We start from the raw sequence: 19,573 nt of genomic DNA, 5'->3' as shown, positions 1-19,573 counted from the left end.
TCAGTGGGTCGGCTCGCGCTCCTCATGGGGCTCGTGCTCCGCTTGGTGGCGGCGGTACTCCTCCACCGTGGCCTTGGGGATCTGCCCCCGGTCACCGAAGTAGCTGCGGGACAGCCTGACGCGCAGCTTGTGCGCGCGGGACGCCTTCCGGGGGACGCCGGCCTCGTCGATCTCTGCCGGGGGCTCCAGGGGGTCCTGCTGGTCGTGGGCGGTCAGGGTGTACCGCTCGGCCTGGGTCAGCGGCTCGTGGATCTCGACGTACTCGCCGTGGGAGAGGCGCTTGATGATGCCGGTCTCGCGGCCGTGCAGGACCTTCTCGCGGTCGCGCCGCTGGAGGCCGATGCACCACCGCTTGGTGATGACGAAGACGATCGCCGGCAGCACGAAGAAGGCGATCCGGCAGGTCCAGGTGATGGCGTTCAGCGACAGGTCGAAATGGGTGGCGATGAGGTCGTTGCCGCCGGCGGCCAGCAGGACGGCGTACAGGGCCATCCAGGCGGCGCCGAACGCGGTGCGGGAGGGGGAGTTGCGGGGGCGCTCGTTGAAGTGGTGTTCGCGCCGGTCGCCGGTGATCCAGGCCTCGAGGAACGGGTACAGCCAGATGATCAGCAGCACCACCGGGAAGACCATCAGGGGGATGAAGACCCCGAGGACCAGGGTGTGGCCCCACAGATTGATCTCCCAGCCCGGCATCAGGCGGATCAGCCCCTCGGAGAATCCCATGTACCAGTCGGGCTGGGCGTCGGTGGACACGCGGTCGGGGCGGTAGGGGCCGTACAGCCACACCGGATTGACCTGGGCGATGGCCGACATGACGACGTTGACCCCGAAGACGAGGAAGAAGAAACCGCCGGACTTGGCCACGTAGACGGGCCACAGGGGCGGCCCGACGATGTTCATGTTCTTCCTTCCCGGCCCCATGTGCTGGGTGTGCTTGTGGTACACGAGCAGGATCATGTGGACCGCGAGCAGGCCGAGCATGATCCCGGGGAGCAGCAGGACGTGGAAGGTGAACAGCCGCGGAATGATGATCTCGCCGGGGAACTGTCCGCCGAAGATGAAGAACACCAGGTAGGTGCCGACAATCGGCACCGACAGGATCGCGCCCTCCAGGAAGCGCATCCCCGTGCCCGAGAGCAGGTCGTCGGGCAGGGAATAGCCGAGGAATCCGTCGAACATGCCGAGGATCAGCAGCCCGGCGCCGGAGAGCCAGTTGATCTCGCGCGGCCTGCGGAAGGCTCCGTTGAAGAAGGTCCGCATCATGTGGACGAGCATGCTCGCCACGAAGAGGATCGCCGCCCAGTGGTGGATCTGCCGCATGAGCAGCCCGCCGCGCACATCGAAGCTGATGTTCAGCGCGGATTCGTACGCCTCCGACATGCGGACGCCGTTCAGCGGCCGATAGGTGCCGTGGTAGACGACCTCACGCATGCTGGGCTCGAAGAACATGGTGAGGTAGACGCCGGTCAGAATGATGATGAGGAAGGTGTAGAGGGCGATTTCGCCGATCAGATAGGACCAGTGGTCCGGAAAGACCTTCCTGAGCTGGGCCTTGCCCATCTTGAAGAGGCCGACCCGCCCGTCGAACCAGTTGGCGAGGCCCTCCCCCTTGCCGCCCTTTTCTGCTCTCATGCCTCACCCTTGCCGACGAGTCTGGATATGCCAGATTTACCAGCACATTCCAGTCGCCGCCCGTGTGCGGCGGCCTCGACTGGGCCGTTCGGAGGAAAGGCACGCCCGTATGCCGGTACGGGCTCGACCCGGCCGCCGGCCGCGACCGGGTCGTGACGTCCTACGCCTCGGGCACCTCACCCGTACGGGCCACCTGCCCGTACCAGTGGGCGCTGGCCTTGGGGACGCGGGCCATGGTCGCGTAGTCCACGTAGACCGCGCCGAACCGCTTGCTGTAGCCGTACGCCCACTCGAAGTTGTCCATCATCGACCAGAGGAAGTAGCCGCGCAGATCGGCGCCGTCCGCGATGGCGCGATGGGCGGCGGCCAGGTGGGCGCGCAGGTACTCGATGCGGCCCTGGTCCTGGACCACCCCCTCCGCGTCCGGCTTGTCGTCGAAGGCGGCGCCGTTCTCGGTGATGTACAGCGGCACGCCCGGCGCCTCGCGGCTGTAGCGCATCAGCAGCTCGTGCAGCCCGGTCGGGTCGATCGTCCAGCCCATCTCGGTGCGCTCGCCCGGCGTCTGGTGGAAGGCCACGCGCTCCGAACCGGGCCAGGGGGAGTGCTCGCTGGCGCCGTGGCCGTCGTGGCGGGGGCCGCGCTCGCCGTCGGCGGGGGCGGACACCAGGGCCGGGGTGTAGTAGTTGATCCCCAGCGCGTCGAGGGGGTGCTTGATGATCGACAGGTCGCCGTCGCGCACGAAGGACCAGTCGGTGATGGAGGCGGTGTCCGCGATCAGGTCGCTGGGGTAGGCGCCGCGCAGCAGCGGGCCGGAGAAGACCCGGTTGGCCAGCGCGTCGATGCGCCGCTGGGCGTCCAGGTCCTGGGGCTGCTGGGTGAGCGGCCTGACCACCGACGGGTTGAGGCTGATGGCGACCTGGGCGCGCGCGGGCAGCGCGGCGCGCAGCGCCTGGGCGCCGAGGCCGTGGGCGAGGTTGAGGTGATGGGCGGCGCGCAGCGGGGCGAGCCGCTCGGTGCGGCCGGGGGCGTGCACCCCGGACCCGTAGCCGAGGAACGCGCTGCACCACGGCTCGTTGAGGGTGATCCAGAACTCGACGCGGTCGCCGAGCGCCTCGGCGACGATCCCGGCGTACTCGGCGAACCGCTCGGCGGTCTCGCGCTCCGGCCAGCCGCCGGTGTTCTCCAACTCCTGGGGCAGGTCCCAGTGGTAGAGGGTCAGCGCCGGCTGGATGCCGGCCGCCAGCAGCTCGTCGACCAGCGCGCGGTAGAAGTCGAGCCCGCGCTGCACGGCCGGCCCGCGGCCGGTGGGCTGGACCCGGGACCAGGACACCGAGAAGCGGTACGCGCCCAGGCCCAGCTCCGACATCAGGCGGACGTCGTCGCGGAAGCGGTGGTAGTGGTCGATGGCCACGTCACCGGTGTCGCCGCCGAGCGTCTTGCCGGGCGTATGGCTAAAGGTGTCCCAGATGGACGGGGTGCGCCCGTCCTCCTGTGCGGCGCCTTCGACCTGGTAGGCGGCGGCGGCCGTGCCCCACAGGAAGCCGGGGGGGAAGGTCAGACTCATGGAAGCGCTCCCATTCGAAGTCGTGGTGCGGGGCGGAAGGGAGGGGGGTTCGGAGGGCGGAGGTGAAGGGGTTCGGAGGGCGGGGATGAGGGGGTTTCGGAGGGCGGAGCGGACGGAGGGCGATGGCGCGGGGGCCGAGGGCGCGCCGGTCACGAGGTGACCGGCGCGCCCCGGTCGCCCGGGCCCTGGCCGGTCAGCCCTTGACCGCGCCCTGCATGATGCCCCCGACGATCTGCTTGCCGAAGAGCACGAAGGCGATCAGCAGCGGCAGGGTACCGAGCAGCGCCCCGGCCATGATCACCGACTGGTCGGGGATATAGCCACGGCCGAGACCGGTCAGGGCCACCTGCACGGTCGGACTGCCGTTCTGGGTGAGTGCGATGATGGGCCAGAAGAAGTCGTTCCACGCCTGTACGAAGGTGAGCATACCCAGCACGGCCATGGCCGGACGCGCGGCCGGGAACACCACGTGCCAGATGATCCGCAGGCTGCTGGCGCCGTCCACCCGGGCGGCCTCAATCAGCTCGGTCGGCAGCGCCTGGGTCAGGTACTGCCGCATGAAGAACACCCCGAAGGCGCTGACCAGCGTGGGCAGGATGACGGCCTGGAGCTGGTCGGTCCACTCCAGCTTGGCGATGGTCATGTACAGCGGGACCACGCTGAGCTGGGGCGGCACCATCATCGTCCCGATGGTCAGCATCATCAGCAGGTTCTTGAAGCGGAAGCGCAGCTTGGCGAAGGCGAAGCCCGCGATGGTCGAGAACAGCACGGTGCCCACCGCGATGGTCCCCGCCACCACCGTGGTGTTGAGCAGCGCGGAGCCCATGTTGGCGTCGTTCCACGCCGTGTCGAGGTTCTTGAACAGGTTGCCGCCGAACCAGAAGGGCGGCGGTGTCTCGGCGAGCCGGGTGTTGGTGCGGGAGGCCGCGATGGCCGTCCACACCAGCGGGAAGAGCGAGCCGATGGTGAAGAGGATCAGGACGGCGTAGGTCACCTTGCCGCCGTGCAGGTGCCGGCCGGCGCCCTTGGCCCCCTTGCCCGCCCCGCCGTCCGGGCTCTTCGCGCCCTCGGCGGCCCTACCGGAAGAGATAACAGCGCTCATGGTTCTCCCTCGGGCAACTCACTGGCTCTTGCGCAGCCGACGGGCCACGATCGCGTTCACGGCGGCGATCAGCAGCAGGATCAGGAACATCGTCCAGGCGATCGCCGAGGACCGGCCGAGGTGCAGGTTCACCCAGCCCTGCTCGTACAGGTACAGCCCGAGCGTCTGGTACTGGTGGTCGGGTCCTCCGGTGGCCCCGGCGGCCCCGTTGAACAGCAGCGGCTCACCGAAGAGCTGGGTAGCCCCGATGGTCGAGACGACGACCGTGAACAGGATCGTCGGCCGCAGCGAGGGGATCGTGACGTTGACGAACTGCTGCCAGCGCGAGGCGCCGTCCAGCGCCGCCGACTCGTACAGGTCGTTCGGCACGGCCTGCATGGCGGCCAGGTAGATCAGCGCGTTGTAGCCCGTCCACCGCCAGATGACGATGGTGGACACCGCGAGCTGGGAGGTCCAGGTGCCGTTCTGCCAGTCGATGTTGTCGATCCCGACCAGCCCCAGCGCCCAGTTGATCATCCCGTAGTCGCGCCCGAAGAGCAGCACGAACACCAGGGTCGCGGCGGCCACCGAAGTGGCGTACGGGGTGAGGATCGCCACCCGGAAGAACATCGAGCCGCGCAGCTTGTAGTTCAGCAGATGCGCGAGGCCGAGGGCCATCAGCAGCTGCGGAACGGTCGAGATCACCCCGATGGTGAAGGTGTTCTGCAGCGCGTTCCAGAAGAACTCGTCGTCCCACAGCCGCGAGTAGTTGTGCCACCCCGCCCACTCCATATGGGTGGGGTCGGTGAGCTCCACCCGGTGCAGCGAGGCCCAGCCCGTGTACAGCAGCGGGAAGAGCCCGAAGGCCGCGAAGAAGACGAAGAAGGGGGCGACGAACGCGTATGGGGAGTACTTGATGTCCCAGCGGTAGCGGCGGCTGCGCCGGGCGCGACGCCGCTCCTCGCCGGGGTCGGGGGCCTTGACGGCCACGGCGCGCGGGGCCGCGCCCCCCTGCCCTGTGGGGGGCGCGGCCGTACCAGCAGTGAAACCGGAAGGGGGTGTCATCCCGGGCTCACTGGTCCAGTGCGTTGTCGATCGTCTTGGTGGCGGCCTCCCAGGCGTCCTTGGGGGACTTCCCCTGCTGGTCGACCTGGAGCAGCCCGATGTCGGTGATGTTCTGCCTGATGATCTGGTCCTTCGGACCGAGCACCTGGGTCGGGATGCCCTTCGCCGCCTCGGCGAAGATCTTGCCGATCGGCGCGTCACCGAAGTACGGGTGCTTGGCGTCGCCCACCTGCGGCAGGCTGTAGGCGGCCTGGGCGCTCGGCCAGCTGGCCTGCTTCTCGAAGAGCTTGGCCTGCTGCTCGGGGGCGGTCAGCCAGACGGCGAGCTTCGTCGCCTCTTCCTGGTGCTTGGACGCCTTCGGCACACCGATGAAGGAGCCGCCCCAGTTGCCGGGCCTGGGCGCGGCGGCCACGTCCCACTTGCCCTCGGCCTTGGCCCCGGCCTTCTCCTTGATGTGGCCGAGCATCCACGGCGGGCAGGAGACGGTGGCGAACTTGCCGTTCGAGTACGCCTGGTCCCAGGACTTCTGGAACTGCTGGAGCTTGGCGGTCAGTTTGTCCTTCGACGCGGTGGTCGCGAGGTCCCAGGCCTCCTTCACGGCCGGGCTGTCCTTGTAGATGATCTTGCCGCTCTCGTCGTAGTAGCGCTTGGCGTTGCTGGAGACCACCGCGTTGAAGACACCGCCGGCGGAGTCCACGAAGGTGGTGTCGCCCGGCGCCTTCTTCATGTACTTCTTGCCGGTCTCGATGTACTTGTTCCAGTCGCCCGCCCACAGCTTGGCGACCTCGTCGCGCTCGGTGGGCAGCCCGGCCTGCTCGAAGAGGTCCTTGCGGTAGCAGATGGCCATCGGGCCGATGTCCGTGCCCAGTCCGATGGTCCTGCCGTCCTTGGTGGTGGCCTGGGCCCACTTCCAGGAGAGCCAGTTGTCCTTCTTGACCCCGGGCGCCTTGGCGAGGTCGACGAACTTGTCGGCCTGGGTGGTGGTGACTTCGTTGATATTGTCGACTTCGATGGCCTGGATGTCGGCCAGGCCGCTGCCGGTGCCGAGATGGGTCAGCAGCTGCGGGTAGTAGTTCTCGTTCCGCTCGATCGAGGATTCCTCGATGTTGATATCGGGGTGGAGCTTCATGTATTCGGCGTAGAGCCCGGCCTGCTTGTAGCCGAAGACGCCGAAGGTGCCGATCGTGATGGTCGTCTTGCCCTTGCCGCCACCGCCGCCACCGCCGGACGAGTCCTTCGAGTCGTCGCCGTCGTCGGCGCAGCCCGCGAGCAGTCCGGCGCCGAGGGCCGCCACGGCCGCGAGGGTCACCGCTCGCCGCCGGTACGTACCAGAACTTCTTAACATTCGCGTCCTCCTTGACGCCCTGACGTACCGCTCCCGGCCAAATGGTGGCGCTGCGTGGGGGTTTGTGGTGCCTCGGCGCGGGCGGGGAACGTGCGGGTTGTGTATGTGTCAGGTAGTGTGGGAGCGCTCCCAGGTTGATGTCTTGAAGGGTCGCGGCTCGCCGCTGGGGTGTCAAGGGAGCGTGCGGAAACTTTTCGGTCCCACTCCTGCTGTTGAATGGCCCAACAGCTCCCCACACGGGGTGGTTCTGCTCGGTGTACCGGACGGCTGGAGGCGCGACATGGCAGGAACCCGACGGCGCGGTGTGGGGCGGGGAAGGCCCACCCTCGAAGAGGTCGCGGCCCGCGCGGGGGTGGGCCGCGGCACCGTGTCCCGGGTGATCAACGGCTCGCCGCGGGTCAGCGACCGCACCCGCACCGCGGTCGAGCAGGCGGTCGCCGAACTGGGTTACGTACCCAACCGGGTAGCCCGGGCGCTGGCCGCCAACCGCGCCGACGCGGTCGCCCTCGTCATCCCCGAGCCCGAGACCCGGCTGTTCGCCGAGCCCTACTTCTCGGACGTCATCTGCGGTGTCGGCGCCGAGCTGGCCGACACCGATCTGCAGCTGCTGCTGACCCTCATCCGCACCCCCAAGGAGCGCCAGCGCTTCGCCGAGTACCTCTCGGCGCACCGCGTCGACGGGGTGCTGCTGGTGTCCGTCCACGCGGACGACCCGCTGCCCGACCTGCTGGAGCGGATAGAGATGCCCGCGGTGCTCAGCGGCCGCCGCTCCGCGCACGAGTCCGTCCCGTACGTCGACTCGGACAACGCGGGCGGCGCTCAGTCCGCCGTCGAACACCTCCTCGGCCGCGGCCGCACCACGGTCGCCACCATCACCGGGCCGCTGGACATGTACGTGGCGCAGTGCCGCCTCGACGGCTACCGCGCGGCAATCCGGGCCGCGGGCCAGGAGGTGGACCCGGACCTGATCGCACCTGCCGACTTCACCGAGGAGGGTGGCCGCCGGGCGATGCGCGAACTGCTGCGCCGCCGCCCCCACCTGGACGCCGTCTTCGCCGCCTCCGACGTGATGGCCGCGGGTGCCCGCCAGGTGTTGCGCGAGGAGGGCCGCCGGGTGCCCGACGACGTGGCGCTCGTCGGCTTCGACAACTCGGCGGTCGCCCGCCACATGGACCCGCCGCTCACCAGCGTCCGGCAGAACACGGAGGAGATGGGGCGGGCGATGGTCCGGGTGCTGCTGGAGGAGATCGAGACCCAGGGCATCGAGACCCAGGGCGACCGCACCTCGAAGCGGCCGCAGCTGGTGCTGCCGACCGAGCTGGTGCGGCGGGGGTCGTCGTAGGTGCCGTCGCCGACCATATCTGGGGCGGCGGCGATTCGATGATGGTCCCCCTCGACGACTCCGAGGGGGACCACCCTGCATGTGTGGATGCGCTCCGCTTCGCTGCGCCGCGGCTGCCGTGCGGTGGGCAAGCGGTCAGTCCAGGCTCTCCCATGTGGTCCATGGTCCGGTTCAAGGTGTCTGCCGGTCGAGTGGTCGGCGCCGGACGGCCACCCCTGTGCGCGTCGGGGTTCGCAAACGACCAGGGCGCCGTGCTGGGGCCGCTTTCGGCCCAGCACTCCTATGCCGGGGCCCGCTCGCTCTTCACCCAGCTTGACATCCCCCGCCGCGTCGCCCAGCTCGACCTGTCGCTGGCGGTGGTCGCGGAGATGTCCGGCAACCTGGAAATGGCCGCCCGCCTCTATGAATCCCTGGCTGTCGATGACCGGCTCTCCCGCCGAGACCGGGCCCGTGCCCGGTTGTGGGTGGGGACCGCGTTGAGCAAGGACGGCAACCACAACTATGCCGCTCGCGTCATGCTGGCCGCGACCCGCGAGTTCGAGGACCTGTCCGAGCCCGACGACTGGTCGGTCGCCCACCAGAAACTCGCCCTCGCTCACCGCGGCGTCGGCGATCTGGGCGCCGCCCTGCACTGCATCGACATCGCTCGCAGCACCGGCGTGACCGACTCGCCGATGCAGCGGGTGCGTCTGGACACCGCTCACGGTCACATCCTGCTCTCCGACCCGTCCACCCGGGATGATGGGCTGCGCGTGCTCGACGAAGCCGCGCAGCTGGCCGGCAGGTTCGGCCTGAGCCACCAGCTCCGCAGCATTGAGGGCATCCGGATGACGACCGAGGGGGCATCCGGCCCCCGGCGACGGTGAAAAGGGAGACAGACGAGTGACGGACAACCAGCGGGTCATCACCGAAGACCAGCGTCAGCAGGCCAAGCTGATCTGGGACTTCCACCAGATGCACCACCAGGCACGGCCGTGCGACGTCGCGATCGGGCTGGGCAGCCACGACCTCGGAGTGCCAGCCTTCTGTGCCGAGTTGTATCGCGCCGGGCTCTTCCAGACCCTGGTCTTTACCGGCGGCCCGAACCCCACCGCGCCGGAGCGGTTCCCTCGCGGCGAAGCGGTCCACTTCCGCGAGCACGCCATCGCACTGGGCGTCCCCGTGGAAGCGATCCTGCTGGAGCCCAAGGCCCGCAACACCGGTCAGAACATCACCTTGTCCCGCGAGGTTCTGGCCGCCGCGGGGATCACGCCAGCGACGGTTCTGCTGGTCTCCATGCCGTATATGGAACGACGTTCCTTCGCCACCGCCCGCAAGGTGTGGCCTGAGGCCGAGGTGATCTGTGCTTCGGAGCCACTGGAGTTCGACGACTACCTCAAGAGCATCGGTGACGAGAAGCTCGTCACCGACCAGCTCGTCGGCGACCTCCAACGGGTGATCGAGTATCCGAAGCTCGGGTTCGCCATCGAGCAGGACGTCCCGGAGGACGTGCATGCCGCGTACCGATCTCTCCTCGCAGCCGGTTTCGACAGCCGTCTCCTCAAGCCTTGACCTTCCGCCGCCGGGAGGGCTGTGTGCGATCCACCAGCCCAACCTCTTCCCACGGCTTTCGACGTTGGCCAAGCTGTTCGCGGCGGACTACTACATCGTCCTGGACGATGTCCAGTTCACCCGCCGTGACTACCAGCATCGGGCCTTCCTGGCGGCCCTCGGCGACCACCGGCGCCAGTGGCTCTCCATCCCCACTCACCTGCCCCGAGGCCAACGGACGCTCATCAAGGACGCTCTGATCGTCGATCTCGCCCGGTCCCGTCGGCGCACCGAGTCGATGCTCCGGCAATACTACGCATCCAGCCCTCACTGGCCCGTCTTCGACCGGGTCCTGGCCCTGGTGCTCGAACGGTTCAGCACTGGCAAGACCGCAATGGTGGCCGAGGCGTCGACCCGCATCCTGCTGGACCTGCTCGGCTGGAACGGCCGGATCCTCCTCAGCAGCCAGATGGCTGCCCGGCACGGACGCTCGCAGCGGCTCGCCGACCTGGCCGCCGTCACCCGAGCGCGGTCGTATCTGTGCGGGACCGGGGGTATGACATACCTGGACACGAGCCTGTTCAGTGCGTGCGGCGTCACCGTTACACCGTTCCGCACCCCAACGGCGGGTGTGTGGGACTCCGGCCGCCAGGTCAGCGCCATCCGAGCCTTGATGTGCCTTGGCCCGCAACCCTTGGCCGACGCCCTGCGAACCGCTGCCGCCCAGACCATCGCGCAACCCACCGCACGCGGGCGCACGGCCTGATACGCCGACGGGGCCGGTGGACGCGCGTGCGCGTCCACCGGCCCCTCTTCGATCCGGCTGTGCGGGCGGGTGCCTGCCGCGGTCTATCCGCGGATCACAGCGCGGGGTAGGCGTTCTTCAGGAGCTCCTGGAACTGGGCCGAGAACCAGTGGCCCGACAGCGGAGCGTTCGGCAGCGCCCCCGACTTGTTGTAGCCATTGCGCGGGTTGCCGTTGTACGACGGGTCGCACATCTGGTCGAAGCCCTTGCCCTCGTCGTTCGGGATGGCGGAGCTGGCACCGTCGGACTCACCCGGGGGCTTCATCCACACGTACGCGTCGATCCCGGCCGCGGGTGCCGCCTTGGGCCGCTCGCCGAGACCGGCTCCGGCCTGGTTGCACCAGTTGCCGATGTGGATCCTGCGGTCGTAGCGGCCGCCGTTGACGTAGGTGTCCACGTCGGTCTTGGCGCCGGGGCCGGACGGGCGGGCCGAGCCGCCCCAGCCGTTGCGGGAGGTGTCGATCAGGGCGCCGATGTTGGACGGGAGGCCGACGTTGACCAGCTCCTGCCGGAAGGCCTGGGCGTAGGACAGCTCGTCGACGTAGCGGTTCCAGTCCACCCACTTCGACTGGCGGACGGTGGTGCCGTTGACGTTGTCGTTGATGGTGAAGTTGTTTTCCTTCAGCGCGCTGTAGTTGGCCGTGTTGACGATGATGCCGGCCACCTTGTCGACCGTGCTGCCCTCGGCGGTGGCGGCCTGCTTGATGACCTGGGCGGTGGCGTTGAAGTTGTCGTCCCAGCCGATCCAGCCGTGGTGGCCGGCGTCCACGTAGTTGTAGACGTTGGGGACCGCGCCCAGCTTGTTCAGGGCGTAGCCGACGCCCTTGATGTAGTTGCCGTTGGCCTTCATGGTGTCGCACTGCGGGGTCGCGGTGGGACGGCCGCCGGTGTTGGTGACCAGGTTGGGCAGCGAGTCGATCTCGACCGTGGTGACGATCCGCAGATTGGAGTTGGCGTACTTCGACTCCGAGAGGATCGAGGCGATCGGGTCGATGAACTGGGTCTTGTACTTGTCGATGTCGTTCGGGCCCAGCTCGCCGTTGGACGCCAGCGCGGAGCAGTCGCGCCCCGGCAGGTCGTAGATCACTAACTGGACGACCATGGGGCTGCCGCCCGACTGGGACAGCGCGGTGTCCAGGTGGGCACGCAGGCCACGGGCGCCGGAGGTGCCGTTGATGGCGGCGATGCGGTCCAGCCAGATGCCGGTCGGCTGGTTGGAGACCTTGCTGCCGCCGGGCTCGGCGGCGGCCTTGGCGGACCAGTCGGGGTTGACGTAGACCCTGGCGCCCGCGTACGGGTTGTCCACCTTCGCGGCGGCCGCTCTGCCGTTGTCGGCCTGGGCGGTGGCGGTGCCGCTGAGCGCGGAGACCGTCAGGGCGGTGGCGGCGAGCAGCGCGGAGCCGGCCAGGGCGGTGGCCCGGGTGCGGCGGGGGGGTGATGTTGTGCGGCTCATGACAATCCTCTCAGGTGATCACGGAGGCCCACGCCGAAGCCGGTCGGCGTGCCGTTGACATCGCTGATCAGGGGACGGGCGGGGGGAGCGGTCCCAGGTGTTCCGGGTCCAGCCCGGATACGAGGCGCCCTCGGCGTCGAGTCAGGCCATGACCCGGTCGATACCGCTGTGCGAGCAGGTGTTCTCACCGGAAGGTCGGCGCGGCGGTGGCCGCCAAGGCGTAAAGGCGCGGTGGTGCTCGCATGGAGCGACTCCTCGAGGTCCAGGCGCCTCCCGGGGCGGCCCGGAGGTGGCGCTGACTGCTGGAATCGCTCCCACTGGTTTACCTGACCGTAACGCCTGTGCGGCTCATGTCAACAGAGGCGTTCACAGATTTATCGCGCGAACACCTTCGACAGCCGCATCTTGTTCAAAGCCTTGACACCCCTTCAGACGCGCCCGCATCTTGGGAGCGCTCCCACTGGTTCGCACCGCCCCCCACCCGCCCGGACCGCGAGGAGGACCTCCCCATGCGTCTACAGCGAGGCTCGCCGTTATCAGGGGCACGACCAAGGATCGGCCGGCCGGCCGCGAGACGGCCGAAGGAGCAACGCCCGCGGAGGAGGAGGCCGAGGGCCCTGCGGCTGGCGGCCGTCCTGGCCGCCGCGCTCTCGCTCCCGGTGGCCATGACCGCGGCCGGCGGGGCGGCCCCCGCGCACGCCGCCGCCGTCCAGTGCGGCGTCGACTACAAGACCAACGACTGGGGTTCCGGCTTCACCGCCGACCTCACCATCTCGAACCCCGGCACGGACGCCATCGACGGCTGGACCCTGACGTACGACTACGCGGGCAACCAGAAGCTGACGGGCGGCTGGAACGGCACCTGGTCCCAGTCCGGCAAGACCGTCACCGTCAAGAACGCCGCCCACAACGCGAAGATCGCGGCGGGCGGCAATGTCACGACCGGCGCCCAGTTCACCTACAGCGGCACCAACGCCGCGCCCACCTCCTTCGCCGTCAACGGCGTCACCTGCAAGGGCGCCCACCAGCCGCCCATCGCCGTGCTGAGCAGCCCGGTCCCCGGCGCCGTGTACACCGCCGGCGGCACCGTCCCGATGACCGCCACCGCCGCGGCCGCCGACGGCGCGACCATCACCAAGGTGGAGTTCTACAGCGACACCAAGCTCCTCGGCACCGACACCACCTCCCCGTACAGCTTCGACTACACCAATGTGCCGGCGGGCGACTACTCGCTCTACGCCAAGGCCTACGACAGCCAGGGCGCGTCCGCCGAGTCCACCCCCGTCGGCATCCGGGTCGCGGCCGGGCCCGCGCTCGTCGCCAGCCCCGCCCAGCTCGGCGTGCAGCAGGGCAAGACGGGCACGTTCGGCGTGAAGCTGTCCACCAAGCCGTCCGCGAACGTCACGGTGTCCGTCGCCCGCACCTCCGGGAACACCGGGCTGACCGTCTCCTCGGGCGCCACCCTCACCTTCACGCCCACCAACTGGGACACCGCCCAGCAGGTGACCATCGCCGCCGCGAACAGCGGCACCGGCTCGGCGACCTTCACCGCCACCGCCACCGGCCACACCAAGGCCGAGGTCACCGTCACCCAGCTGGCCGCCACCAAGGTGTACGACGCCCGCTTCCTCGACCTCTACAACAAGATCACCGCCCCGGCGGCGGGCTACTTCTCACCCGAGGGCATCCCGTACCACTCGGTGGAGACCCTGATCGTCGAGGCCCCCGACCACGGCCACGAGACCACCTCCGAGGCGTACAGCTATCTGATCTGGCTGCAGGCGATGTACGGCAAGGTCACCGGCGACTGGTCCAAGTTCAACAGCGCGTGGGACACCATGGAGAAGTACATGATCCCCACCCACGCCGACCAGCCCACCACCAGCTTCTACAACGCCTCCAAGCCGGCCACCTACGCGCCCGAGTGGGACCTGCCCTCCCAGTACCCCTCGCAGCTCAACGGCAATGTCCCGGTCGGCAACGACCCCATCGCCGCCGAGCTGAAGAGCGCGTACGGCACCGATGACATCTACGGCATGCACTGGATCCAGGACGTCGACAACGTCTACGGCTACGGCAACTCGCCCGGCAAGTGCGAGGCGGGGCCGAGCGACACCGGACCGAGCTACGTCAACACCTTCCAGCGCGGCCCCCAGGAGTCGGTCTGGGAGACCGTGACCCAGCCGACCTGCGACGGCTTCAAGTACGGCGGCAAGAACGGCTATCTGGACCTGTTCACCGGCGACGCCTCGTACGCCAAGCAGTGGAAGTTCACCAACGCCCCCGACGCCGACGCCCGCGTCGTCCAGGCCGCCTACTGGGCCGCCGAGTGGGCCAAGGCACAGGGCAAGGGCGGCCAGGTGTCCGCCAACGTGGCCAAGGCCGCCAAGATGGGCGACTACCTGCGCTACGCGATGTACGACAAGTACTTCAAGAAGGTCGGCAACTGCGTCGGTGAGACCACCTGCGCGGCGGGCAGCGGCAAGAACAGCTCCCACTACCTGCTGTCCTGGTACTACGCCTGGGGCGGCGCCACCGACACCTCCGCGGGCTGGTCCTGGCGCATCGGCTCCAGCCACGCCCACGGCGGCTACCAGAACCCCATGGCGGCCTGGGCGCTCGCCAACTACGCCGATCTGAAGCCCAAGTCGGCCACCGGTGCCGCCGACTGGTCCACCAGCCTCAAGCGGCAGCTGGAGTTCTACCGCTGGCTCCAGTCCAGCGAGGGCGCCATCGCGGGCGGCGCCACCAACAGCTGGCAGGGCCGCTACGCCACGCCGCCGTCCGGCACCTCGACGTTCTACGGCATGTACTACGACGAGAAGCCGGTCTACCACGACCCGCCGTCCAACCAGTGGTTCGGCTTCCAGGCGTGGTCCATGGAGCGCGTCGCGGAGTACTACAACCGCACCGGTGACGCCTCCGCGAAGACGGTCCTGGACAAGTGGGTCAAGTGGGCGCTGTCCAAGACCACGGTCAACCCGGACGGCACCTACCAGATCCCGTCCACCCTCCAGTGGTCCGGCCAGCCGGACACCTGGAACGCCTCCAGCCCCGGCGCCAACGCGGGCCTGCACGTCACCGTCGCCGACTACACCAACGACGTCGGTGTGGCGGCCGCGTACGCCAAGACCCTGTCCTACTACGCCGCGAAGTCCGGCGACACCCAGGCCAAGGACACGGCGAAGGCCCTGCTGGACGGCATGTGGAACAACTTCCAGGACGCGCTGGGCATCGCGGTCCCCGAGTCCCGCGCCGACTACAACCGCTTCGACGACCCGGTCTACGTGCCCAGCGGGTGGACCGGCACCATGCCGAACGGTGACAAGATCGACTCCAGCTCGACCTTCGCCTCGATCCGGTCCTTCTACAAGAACGACCCGGCCTGGTCCAAGGTCGAGGCCTATCTGAAGGGCGGCGCGGTCCCGACCTTCACGTACCACCGGTTCTGGGCCCAGGCCGACATCGCGCTCGCGATGGGTTCGTACGCGGACCTCTTCGAGTAGCGGCACACGTACCAACAGCACACGCCCCACCAGCACACGCGCCAACGGCACACGCGCCAACAGCGGCACACGCACCACCAGTGGCACACGAAGCTCCCGGGGACGCGCCACCCGGGACGCGGGGCGGGGCTCCACCAGGAGCCCCGCTCTCGCCGTGCGGTCGTGGGCGTGATGAACGCCCCGTACCGGCCCTCAGACGGGCACGGGCTCGCCGCGCTCGGCCAGTTCCCGCTCCAGCCGCTGGATGTGACGGTGCTGCAGCCGCGCCGTGCGCTGCAACGCCAGGACCACCCGCAGAAACTCGTCCATGTCGGCCGCCCGGGTGAGGATGTCGTCGGGCACCCGGTCATCGGCCAGGCACTCCCCCTCGTCCTGGGCGAGCACGGCCTGCGCCCAGGCCAGGGTGACCGGCTTGAACATCGTGGGGTGGCCCGCCACGATCCTGGCGCGGACCGCCAGGTCGTTCTCGGCCGCCTCCACATGCAGTCCGTCGTCCTTGTTGCGCGCCCCGAACAGCGCGTCGTGGAGGTGGTGGGCCGTGAAACCGTGCTCGGCGGACGCGATCCAGAAGTCCCAGTCCTCCCCGGCACGCATGTCCTCGGCGTAGCCGCCCACGGTCTGCCACACCTCGCGGCGGTAGAGCGAGCAGTAGAACATGATCAGCCGCCGCAGCAGCAGGTCCTTGTCGTAGGCCGGGAGCTTCAGCGCCTGCGCGGGCAGTCCGTCGTCGGTGAAGACGGAGACGTCGGTGGAGACGATGGCGATGTCCGGCCTGTCGTCCAGCACCGCCACCGTCCGCTCCAGCATGGTGGGGGCGATCACGTCGTCGGCGTCCAGCGGCAGCACATAGCGGCCGGTGGTGGCCGCGATGCCCGCGTTACGGGCGGCCGAGACCCCGGCGTTGGCCTGTTCCAGCAGCCGGATGCGCCGGTCGGGGTGGCCGGCGATCAGTGACCGGGCGACCGCCGCGGTGTCGTCGGTGCTGCCGTCGTCGACCACGACGAGCTCCCAGTCCGGGTAGGTCTGGGCCAGCACGCTCTGTACGGCCTGCGGCAGGTAGTGGCCGTAGTCGTGGCAGGGGATGACCACCGAGACCACGGGCTCGGACGAGACCACGGGCTCGGGCGAGGCCACCGCGGCCCCCCGGAGGCCGTCCTCCAGGGGGCCGCGTTCCGGGCCGGGGGGCACCGGGGTCATCGGCGCCCGTGTCCGTAGGCGCCGCGGTGGTCCGCCTTGACCTTCGACGGATTGCCGGAGACGGCGATGTTGGTGCAGTGCGAGCCCACCTCCGAGCCGCCGGGGGGAGCGATGATGGTCACGTTGGCCGAGGTGCCGATGGTGGTGTCACAGTCGTTCCGCTGCACCACACCGTGCGGGTCGCCGAAGACCTGCGCGAAGTTGAGGCACTCGGACGACGACGCCGGCGCCTCGCCGATGCTGAGGCCGCCCTTGGAGTCGCAGTCGTTGCTCTGCCTGATGGAGTTGTCCAGACCCGTCGCTCCGGCGCCCGTCCCGCCGAAGACCACTGCCCCGGCCGCCGCCGTCAGCAGCGCGGCCGTCTTGCCGATGTTCATCCGATGCTCCTTTTTTCTCGCTCGTCCTGACGGGAACACCCGGGGACGCATCTGGCTAACGAGACCCGCCGACGCGGGCTTCGGCAGAGGGAGTGGCTTCACCTGCCTGGCTCAGCGGGCCGCCCCCCGGGCGGGCCGGGTGCACCACCTCGACGCCGGGCAGCGCCCAGCAGGCGACGCCCATGTCCTGGGCCAGCGCGGCCAGCCCTTCCGTCTCGATGAGCCGCCGGTAGGGGACGGCCGGGAACACCAGCCCGTCGCGGTGCAGATCGGCGTGGACCAGCAGGGCCGTACCGCCGACCCCGTCGACGCGGACCCGCTCGTGCCCGCGCAGCTCGTCGAGGTAGTGGCGGCCGAATCCCTTGGGTGGCTGAAGGATCCCGTCCCTGAGCCACCGGTCCCAGTCCAAGGCGCCGGCGTCCGGGCGCAGGACGAAGGTGTTGAGGTCGAAGCTGGGCCCGCCGGGCTCGGTGACGCAGTGCGCGGCGACGATCTCCTCACGCGCGCCGAGCAGCCGCTGGACGAGGTCGGCCGGATGGTCCGTCACATCGACGTCCAGCCACAGCACCCAGCGCTCGTCGGCGAGCGCGCGCGACAGCAGATGGTTACGGGCCATGGCCAGCGCCGCCCGCCGCTGCCGCTGGACGCTCTGCTCCCAGCGCGGCCCGGTGAGCCGCAGGCCGAAGTGGCGCCGTACGAGGGTGACCCGCCGGAAGTCCGCCTCCAGGGCCGGCAGGGCGTCCTGGAGGGCCTGCCAGGTGCCGTCCCGGCTGTCGCCCTCCAGCAGGCCGACGGAGAGCGCGTCACGGGGATGGTCGAGGGCGCGCAGGTTGTCCAGGTAGCGGGGGAGGAAGGCGGTGGCGTCCTTGACGGGGGTGAGGACGAGCAGCGGCGGGTGCTCGTCCGCGTCCGCGCGTACGTCCACGGGGGCGGGCCGCCGGGTGTGGGGGACACGCGCCGACGGGCCGGGGTCCTGCCGCGCGGTGGCTTCCGCGGTCTTCCCCGTGGTGTCCCCCGCCTCAGGGGCATCCGCTTCGGGGACATCCGCCTCAGGGGCATCCGCCTCCGGGACATCCACCGGGTCGAGGGGCAGCCGCGCCGCCATCGCGCGCACCTGGTCCGCGTAGGCGCCGCCCGTGGGCCACAGGTGGGTCGCGGCGTCGAAGAGGCTCGTGAAGTGCGGCTCGTCGAAGGTGTTGGCCCCGTGGAACACGTAGGTGTACAGCTCGGGCGCGTCCAGCGACACCGTCCGCCCGCCGCGCACCACGGCCTCCGCGACCGGGGAGTCCTCGCCGCGCCGCAGCTCGGGGTAGCGGGGGAGCGCGTCCTTCGCACAGAGCATGGAGCCCTCCCACACCCGTACCCCGGAGATCCCCAGCTTGCGGCGCGCCGGCCACCACAGCCGCTCACGGGCCAGGAAGCACGCCGTGGCGTCCAGCGTGAGGACCGCCGCGAGCTGGACCTCGAGCCGCTCCGGGTCGTACAGGTCGTCGTCGTCCCACTGGCACACATACGACCCGGTGGCCAGGTCCACCGCGATGTTGCGCAGCTCGCCCAGCGTCCGCCCCTCCGGCGGCAGCCGGTGGTGGCGGATCCGCTCGTCGCCCAGGGCGCGCACAAGGTCCTCCAGCGCGCCGTCGGTGCCGTCGTCCACCACGACCAGCTCCGCGCGGGTGTAGGTCTGGGCGAGGAAGCACCGGATGGCCCGCTCGGCCAGCGGCAGCCGGTCCTTGGTCACCATCAGACAGGACACGGTGGGCGCGGCCGATCCGGCGGCCCACCGCCGACGCTGCGCGTCGAGGTCGATCACGCCATGGGCGCCGGGCTGAAGGTCCTGGCTCGTCCAGAACCTGACCTCACGGCCCGCCGGGGGCTCCGGGAGGCCGGGGTCCTCCCGCTCCCAGCTTCCCGACCAGTGGTGCACGGCATGCGCCCGGTCGAGGTCCGCCGGCCGTGACCCGAACAGCTCCGCCGCGGCAGGGCTCGGCTCGGGGTACACGGTGTCGGCCGCCAGGAGCGTGGGGGAGCAGCCCTCCGGGGCGCTGTCGACCGCGCGCGTGAGGAAGAACGGGCCCGTCGCGGCCAGCGGGTCGGGCGAGGTGTGGGCGCCCGCCAACCGCCGGTGCACATGCGACCAGAACGGATGGCCGGGCCGGGACGCCATGAAGGCGTTGCCGACGATGCGCCGCATACCGTTCCGGCGGCTCCACGGCAGCCGGGTGTGCTCCTCCGGCTCGAGAGCGAGGACGAGCTCCTTCCCGGCGAGGAGCCCGGTCACCGGGCGCAGGCACTCGAAGTCCAGGTCCACGTACAGCCCGCCGAAGTGGTCGAGCAGGAAGTAGCGGATCGCGTCGGCCCGTTGGATCGGCTCGGGGTAGCCGTCGTAGACGGGCAGGAACCACGCGTAGTGCTCCTCGAGGAAGGCGCGGTTGTCGGCGTCCGTCCACAGCCGGTATTCCCAGTCGGGGTGGTGGCGGCGCCAGGACTCGGACCACTCGCGCCACCCATGCGGAACGTCGGTGTTCTTCCAGGTCTGGTGGATCAGGAGCGGAACGCCATGCTTCTCGGCCATCCGCGCAGTATGTTCGCGTGCCGCGCCCGCCGGGCGGCGACGTGGCGGGGCGATGTCACCCGCCCGGCCCAGCGTGCGCGCCGGACCGGGCGGCAAAGCCCCTG

At 69.8% G+C, this 19,573-nt stretch carries 13 protein-coding genes and 1 pseudogene; 5 read left to right on the top strand and 9 right to left on the bottom strand.

From position 1 onward, the window contains the following. From qcrB to ABFY07_RS12300, 5 genes are all read right to left on the bottom strand, one after another. Positions 1-1,632 carry a cytochrome bc1 complex cytochrome b subunit gene (gene qcrB / locus ABFY07_RS12320; RefSeq protein WP_346174519.1) on the bottom strand — a complete coding sequence of 544 codons (1,632 nt, stop codon included), beginning with the start codon at positions 1,630-1,632 and terminating at the stop codon, positions 1-3. A 160-nt stretch (positions 1,633-1,792) separates the two neighbouring features. Further along, on the bottom strand, positions 1,793-3,196 hold the full coding sequence (locus tag ABFY07_RS12315; RefSeq protein ID WP_346174518.1) for a GH1 family beta-glucosidase: 1,404 nt from the start codon (positions 3,194-3,196) through the stop codon (positions 1,793-1,795). Positions 3,197-3,389: 193 nt separating this feature from the next. Then, complete coding sequence (locus ABFY07_RS12310) at positions 3,390-4,298, bottom strand: carbohydrate ABC transporter permease (RefSeq protein ID WP_346174517.1); 909 nt, start codon at positions 4,296-4,298, stop codon at positions 3,390-3,392. Positions 4,299-4,316: 18 nt separating this feature from the next. Then, positions 4,317-5,342, bottom strand: a complete 1,026-nt coding sequence (locus tag ABFY07_RS12305; protein ID WP_346174516.1) for a carbohydrate ABC transporter permease — start codon at positions 5,340-5,342, stop codon at positions 4,317-4,319. A gap of 7 nt (positions 5,343-5,349) precedes the next feature. After that, entirely contained in the window at positions 5,350-6,687 is a 1,338-nt protein-coding gene (locus ABFY07_RS12300) for an ABC transporter substrate-binding protein (protein WP_346174515.1), read from the bottom strand. 280 nt (positions 6,688-6,967) lie between these two features. Between ABFY07_RS12300 and ABFY07_RS12295 the strand changes: the two genes are divergently transcribed. The 4 genes and pseudogenes from ABFY07_RS12295 to ABFY07_RS12280 all read left to right on the top strand — a co-directional run bounded on the left by ABFY07_RS12295 (position 6,968) and on the right by ABFY07_RS12280 (position 10,325). Further along, a complete protein-coding gene (locus ABFY07_RS12295) occupies positions 6,968-8,029 on the top strand; it encodes a LacI family DNA-binding transcriptional regulator (protein WP_346174514.1) in 1,062 nt (353 codons plus the stop codon). A 239-nt stretch (positions 8,030-8,268) separates the two neighbouring features. Beyond that, positions 8,269-8,895, top strand: a pseudogene (locus ABFY07_RS12290) (hypothetical protein); the annotation flags it as partial. 16 nt (positions 8,896-8,911) lie between these two features. Continuing rightward, entirely contained in the window at positions 8,912-9,580 is a 669-nt protein-coding gene (locus ABFY07_RS12285) for a YdcF family protein (protein WP_346174513.1), read from the top strand. Continuing rightward, positions 9,522-10,325, top strand: a complete 804-nt coding sequence (locus tag ABFY07_RS12280; RefSeq protein WP_346174512.1) for a WbqC family protein — start codon at positions 9,522-9,524, stop codon at positions 10,323-10,325. The genes ABFY07_RS12285 and ABFY07_RS12280 overlap by 59 nt, the downstream gene beginning before the upstream one ends. Before the next feature lie 94 nt (positions 10,326-10,419). Here the strand turns inward: ABFY07_RS12280 and ABFY07_RS12275 are convergent, their stop codons facing one another. Beyond that, positions 10,420-11,817 carry a glycoside hydrolase family 6 protein gene (locus ABFY07_RS12275; protein WP_346174511.1) on the bottom strand — a complete coding sequence of 466 codons (1,398 nt, stop codon included), beginning with the start codon at positions 11,815-11,817 and terminating at the stop codon, positions 10,420-10,422. Positions 11,818-12,482: 665 nt separating this feature from the next. On the opposite strand from ABFY07_RS12275, the gene ABFY07_RS12270 reads away from it, so the two are divergent. Next, the gene (locus tag ABFY07_RS12270) at positions 12,483-15,323 is read left to right on the top strand and encodes a glycoside hydrolase family 48 protein (protein ID WP_346174510.1); all 2,841 of its coding nucleotides are present in this window, start codon (positions 12,483-12,485) and stop codon (positions 15,321-15,323) included. Between the two features lie 192 nt (positions 15,324-15,515). On the opposite strand, the gene ABFY07_RS12265 is transcribed toward ABFY07_RS12270, so the two are convergent. From ABFY07_RS12265 to ABFY07_RS12255, 3 genes are read right to left on the bottom strand one after another with little or no spacing between them, the layout of a single operon-like run. Next, positions 15,516-16,520, bottom strand: a complete 1,005-nt coding sequence (locus ABFY07_RS12265) for a glycosyltransferase family A protein (protein ID WP_346174509.1) — start codon at positions 16,518-16,520, stop codon at positions 15,516-15,518. Then, positions 16,517-16,897: a hypothetical protein gene (locus tag ABFY07_RS12260; protein WP_346174508.1), complete on the bottom strand. Its 381-nt coding sequence runs from the start codon at positions 16,895-16,897 to the stop codon at positions 16,517-16,519. The genes ABFY07_RS12265 and ABFY07_RS12260 overlap by 4 nt, the downstream gene beginning before the upstream one ends. A gap of 55 nt (positions 16,898-16,952) precedes the next feature. After that, positions 16,953-19,469: a glycosyltransferase gene (locus ABFY07_RS12255; protein ID WP_346174507.1), complete on the bottom strand. Its 2,517-nt coding sequence runs from the start codon at positions 19,467-19,469 to the stop codon at positions 16,953-16,955. Between the last annotated feature and the right edge of the window lie 104 nt (positions 19,470-19,573).

This window comes from Streptomyces sparsogenes subsp. cuspidosporus, assembly GCF_039532705.1.
Taxonomy (GTDB): domain Bacteria; phylum Actinomycetota; class Actinomycetes; order Streptomycetales; family Streptomycetaceae; genus Streptomyces; species Streptomyces sparsogenes.
This window is presented reverse-complemented; position numbering and strand designations above follow the sequence as displayed.

Bases quoted from the DNA above. Each gene is read 5' to 3' on its own strand.
- ABFY07_RS12310 (WP_346174517.1), bottom strand. From the start codon at position 4,298: ATGAGCGCTGTTATCTCTTCCGGTAGGGCCGCCGAGGGCGCGAAGAGC.
- ABFY07_RS12265 (WP_346174509.1), bottom strand. From the start codon at position 16,520: ATGACCCCGGTGCCCCCCGGCCCGGAACGCGGCCCCCTGGAGGACGGC.
- ABFY07_RS12305 (WP_346174516.1), bottom strand. From the start codon at position 5,342: ATGACACCCCCTTCCGGTTTCACTGCTGGTACGGCCGCGCCCCCCACA.
- ABFY07_RS12260 (WP_346174508.1), bottom strand. From the start codon at position 16,897: ATGAACATCGGCAAGACGGCCGCGCTGCTGACGGCGGCGGCCGGGGCA.
- ABFY07_RS12300 (WP_346174515.1), bottom strand. From the start codon at position 6,687: ATGTTAAGAAGTTCTGGTACGTACCGGCGGCGAGCGGTGACCCTCGCG.
- ABFY07_RS12275 (WP_346174511.1), bottom strand. From the start codon at position 11,817: ATGAGCCGCACAACATCACCCCCCCGCCGCACCCGGGCCACCGCCCTG.
- qcrB (WP_346174519.1), bottom strand. From the start codon at position 1,632: ATGAGAGCAGAAAAGGGCGGCAAGGGGGAGGGCCTCGCCAACTGGTTC.
- ABFY07_RS12255 (WP_346174507.1), bottom strand. From the start codon at position 19,469: ATGGCCGAGAAGCATGGCGTTCCGCTCCTGATCCACCAGACCTGGAAG.
- ABFY07_RS12295 (WP_346174514.1), top strand. From the start codon at position 6,968: ATGGCAGGAACCCGACGGCGCGGTGTGGGGCGGGGAAGGCCCACCCTC.
- ABFY07_RS12280 (WP_346174512.1), top strand. From the start codon at position 9,522: ATGCCGCGTACCGATCTCTCCTCGCAGCCGGTTTCGACAGCCGTCTCC.
- ABFY07_RS12270 (WP_346174510.1), top strand. From the start codon at position 12,483: ATGACCGCGGCCGGCGGGGCGGCCCCCGCGCACGCCGCCGCCGTCCAG.
- ABFY07_RS12315 (WP_346174518.1), bottom strand. From the start codon at position 3,196: ATGAGTCTGACCTTCCCCCCCGGCTTCCTGTGGGGCACGGCCGCCGCC.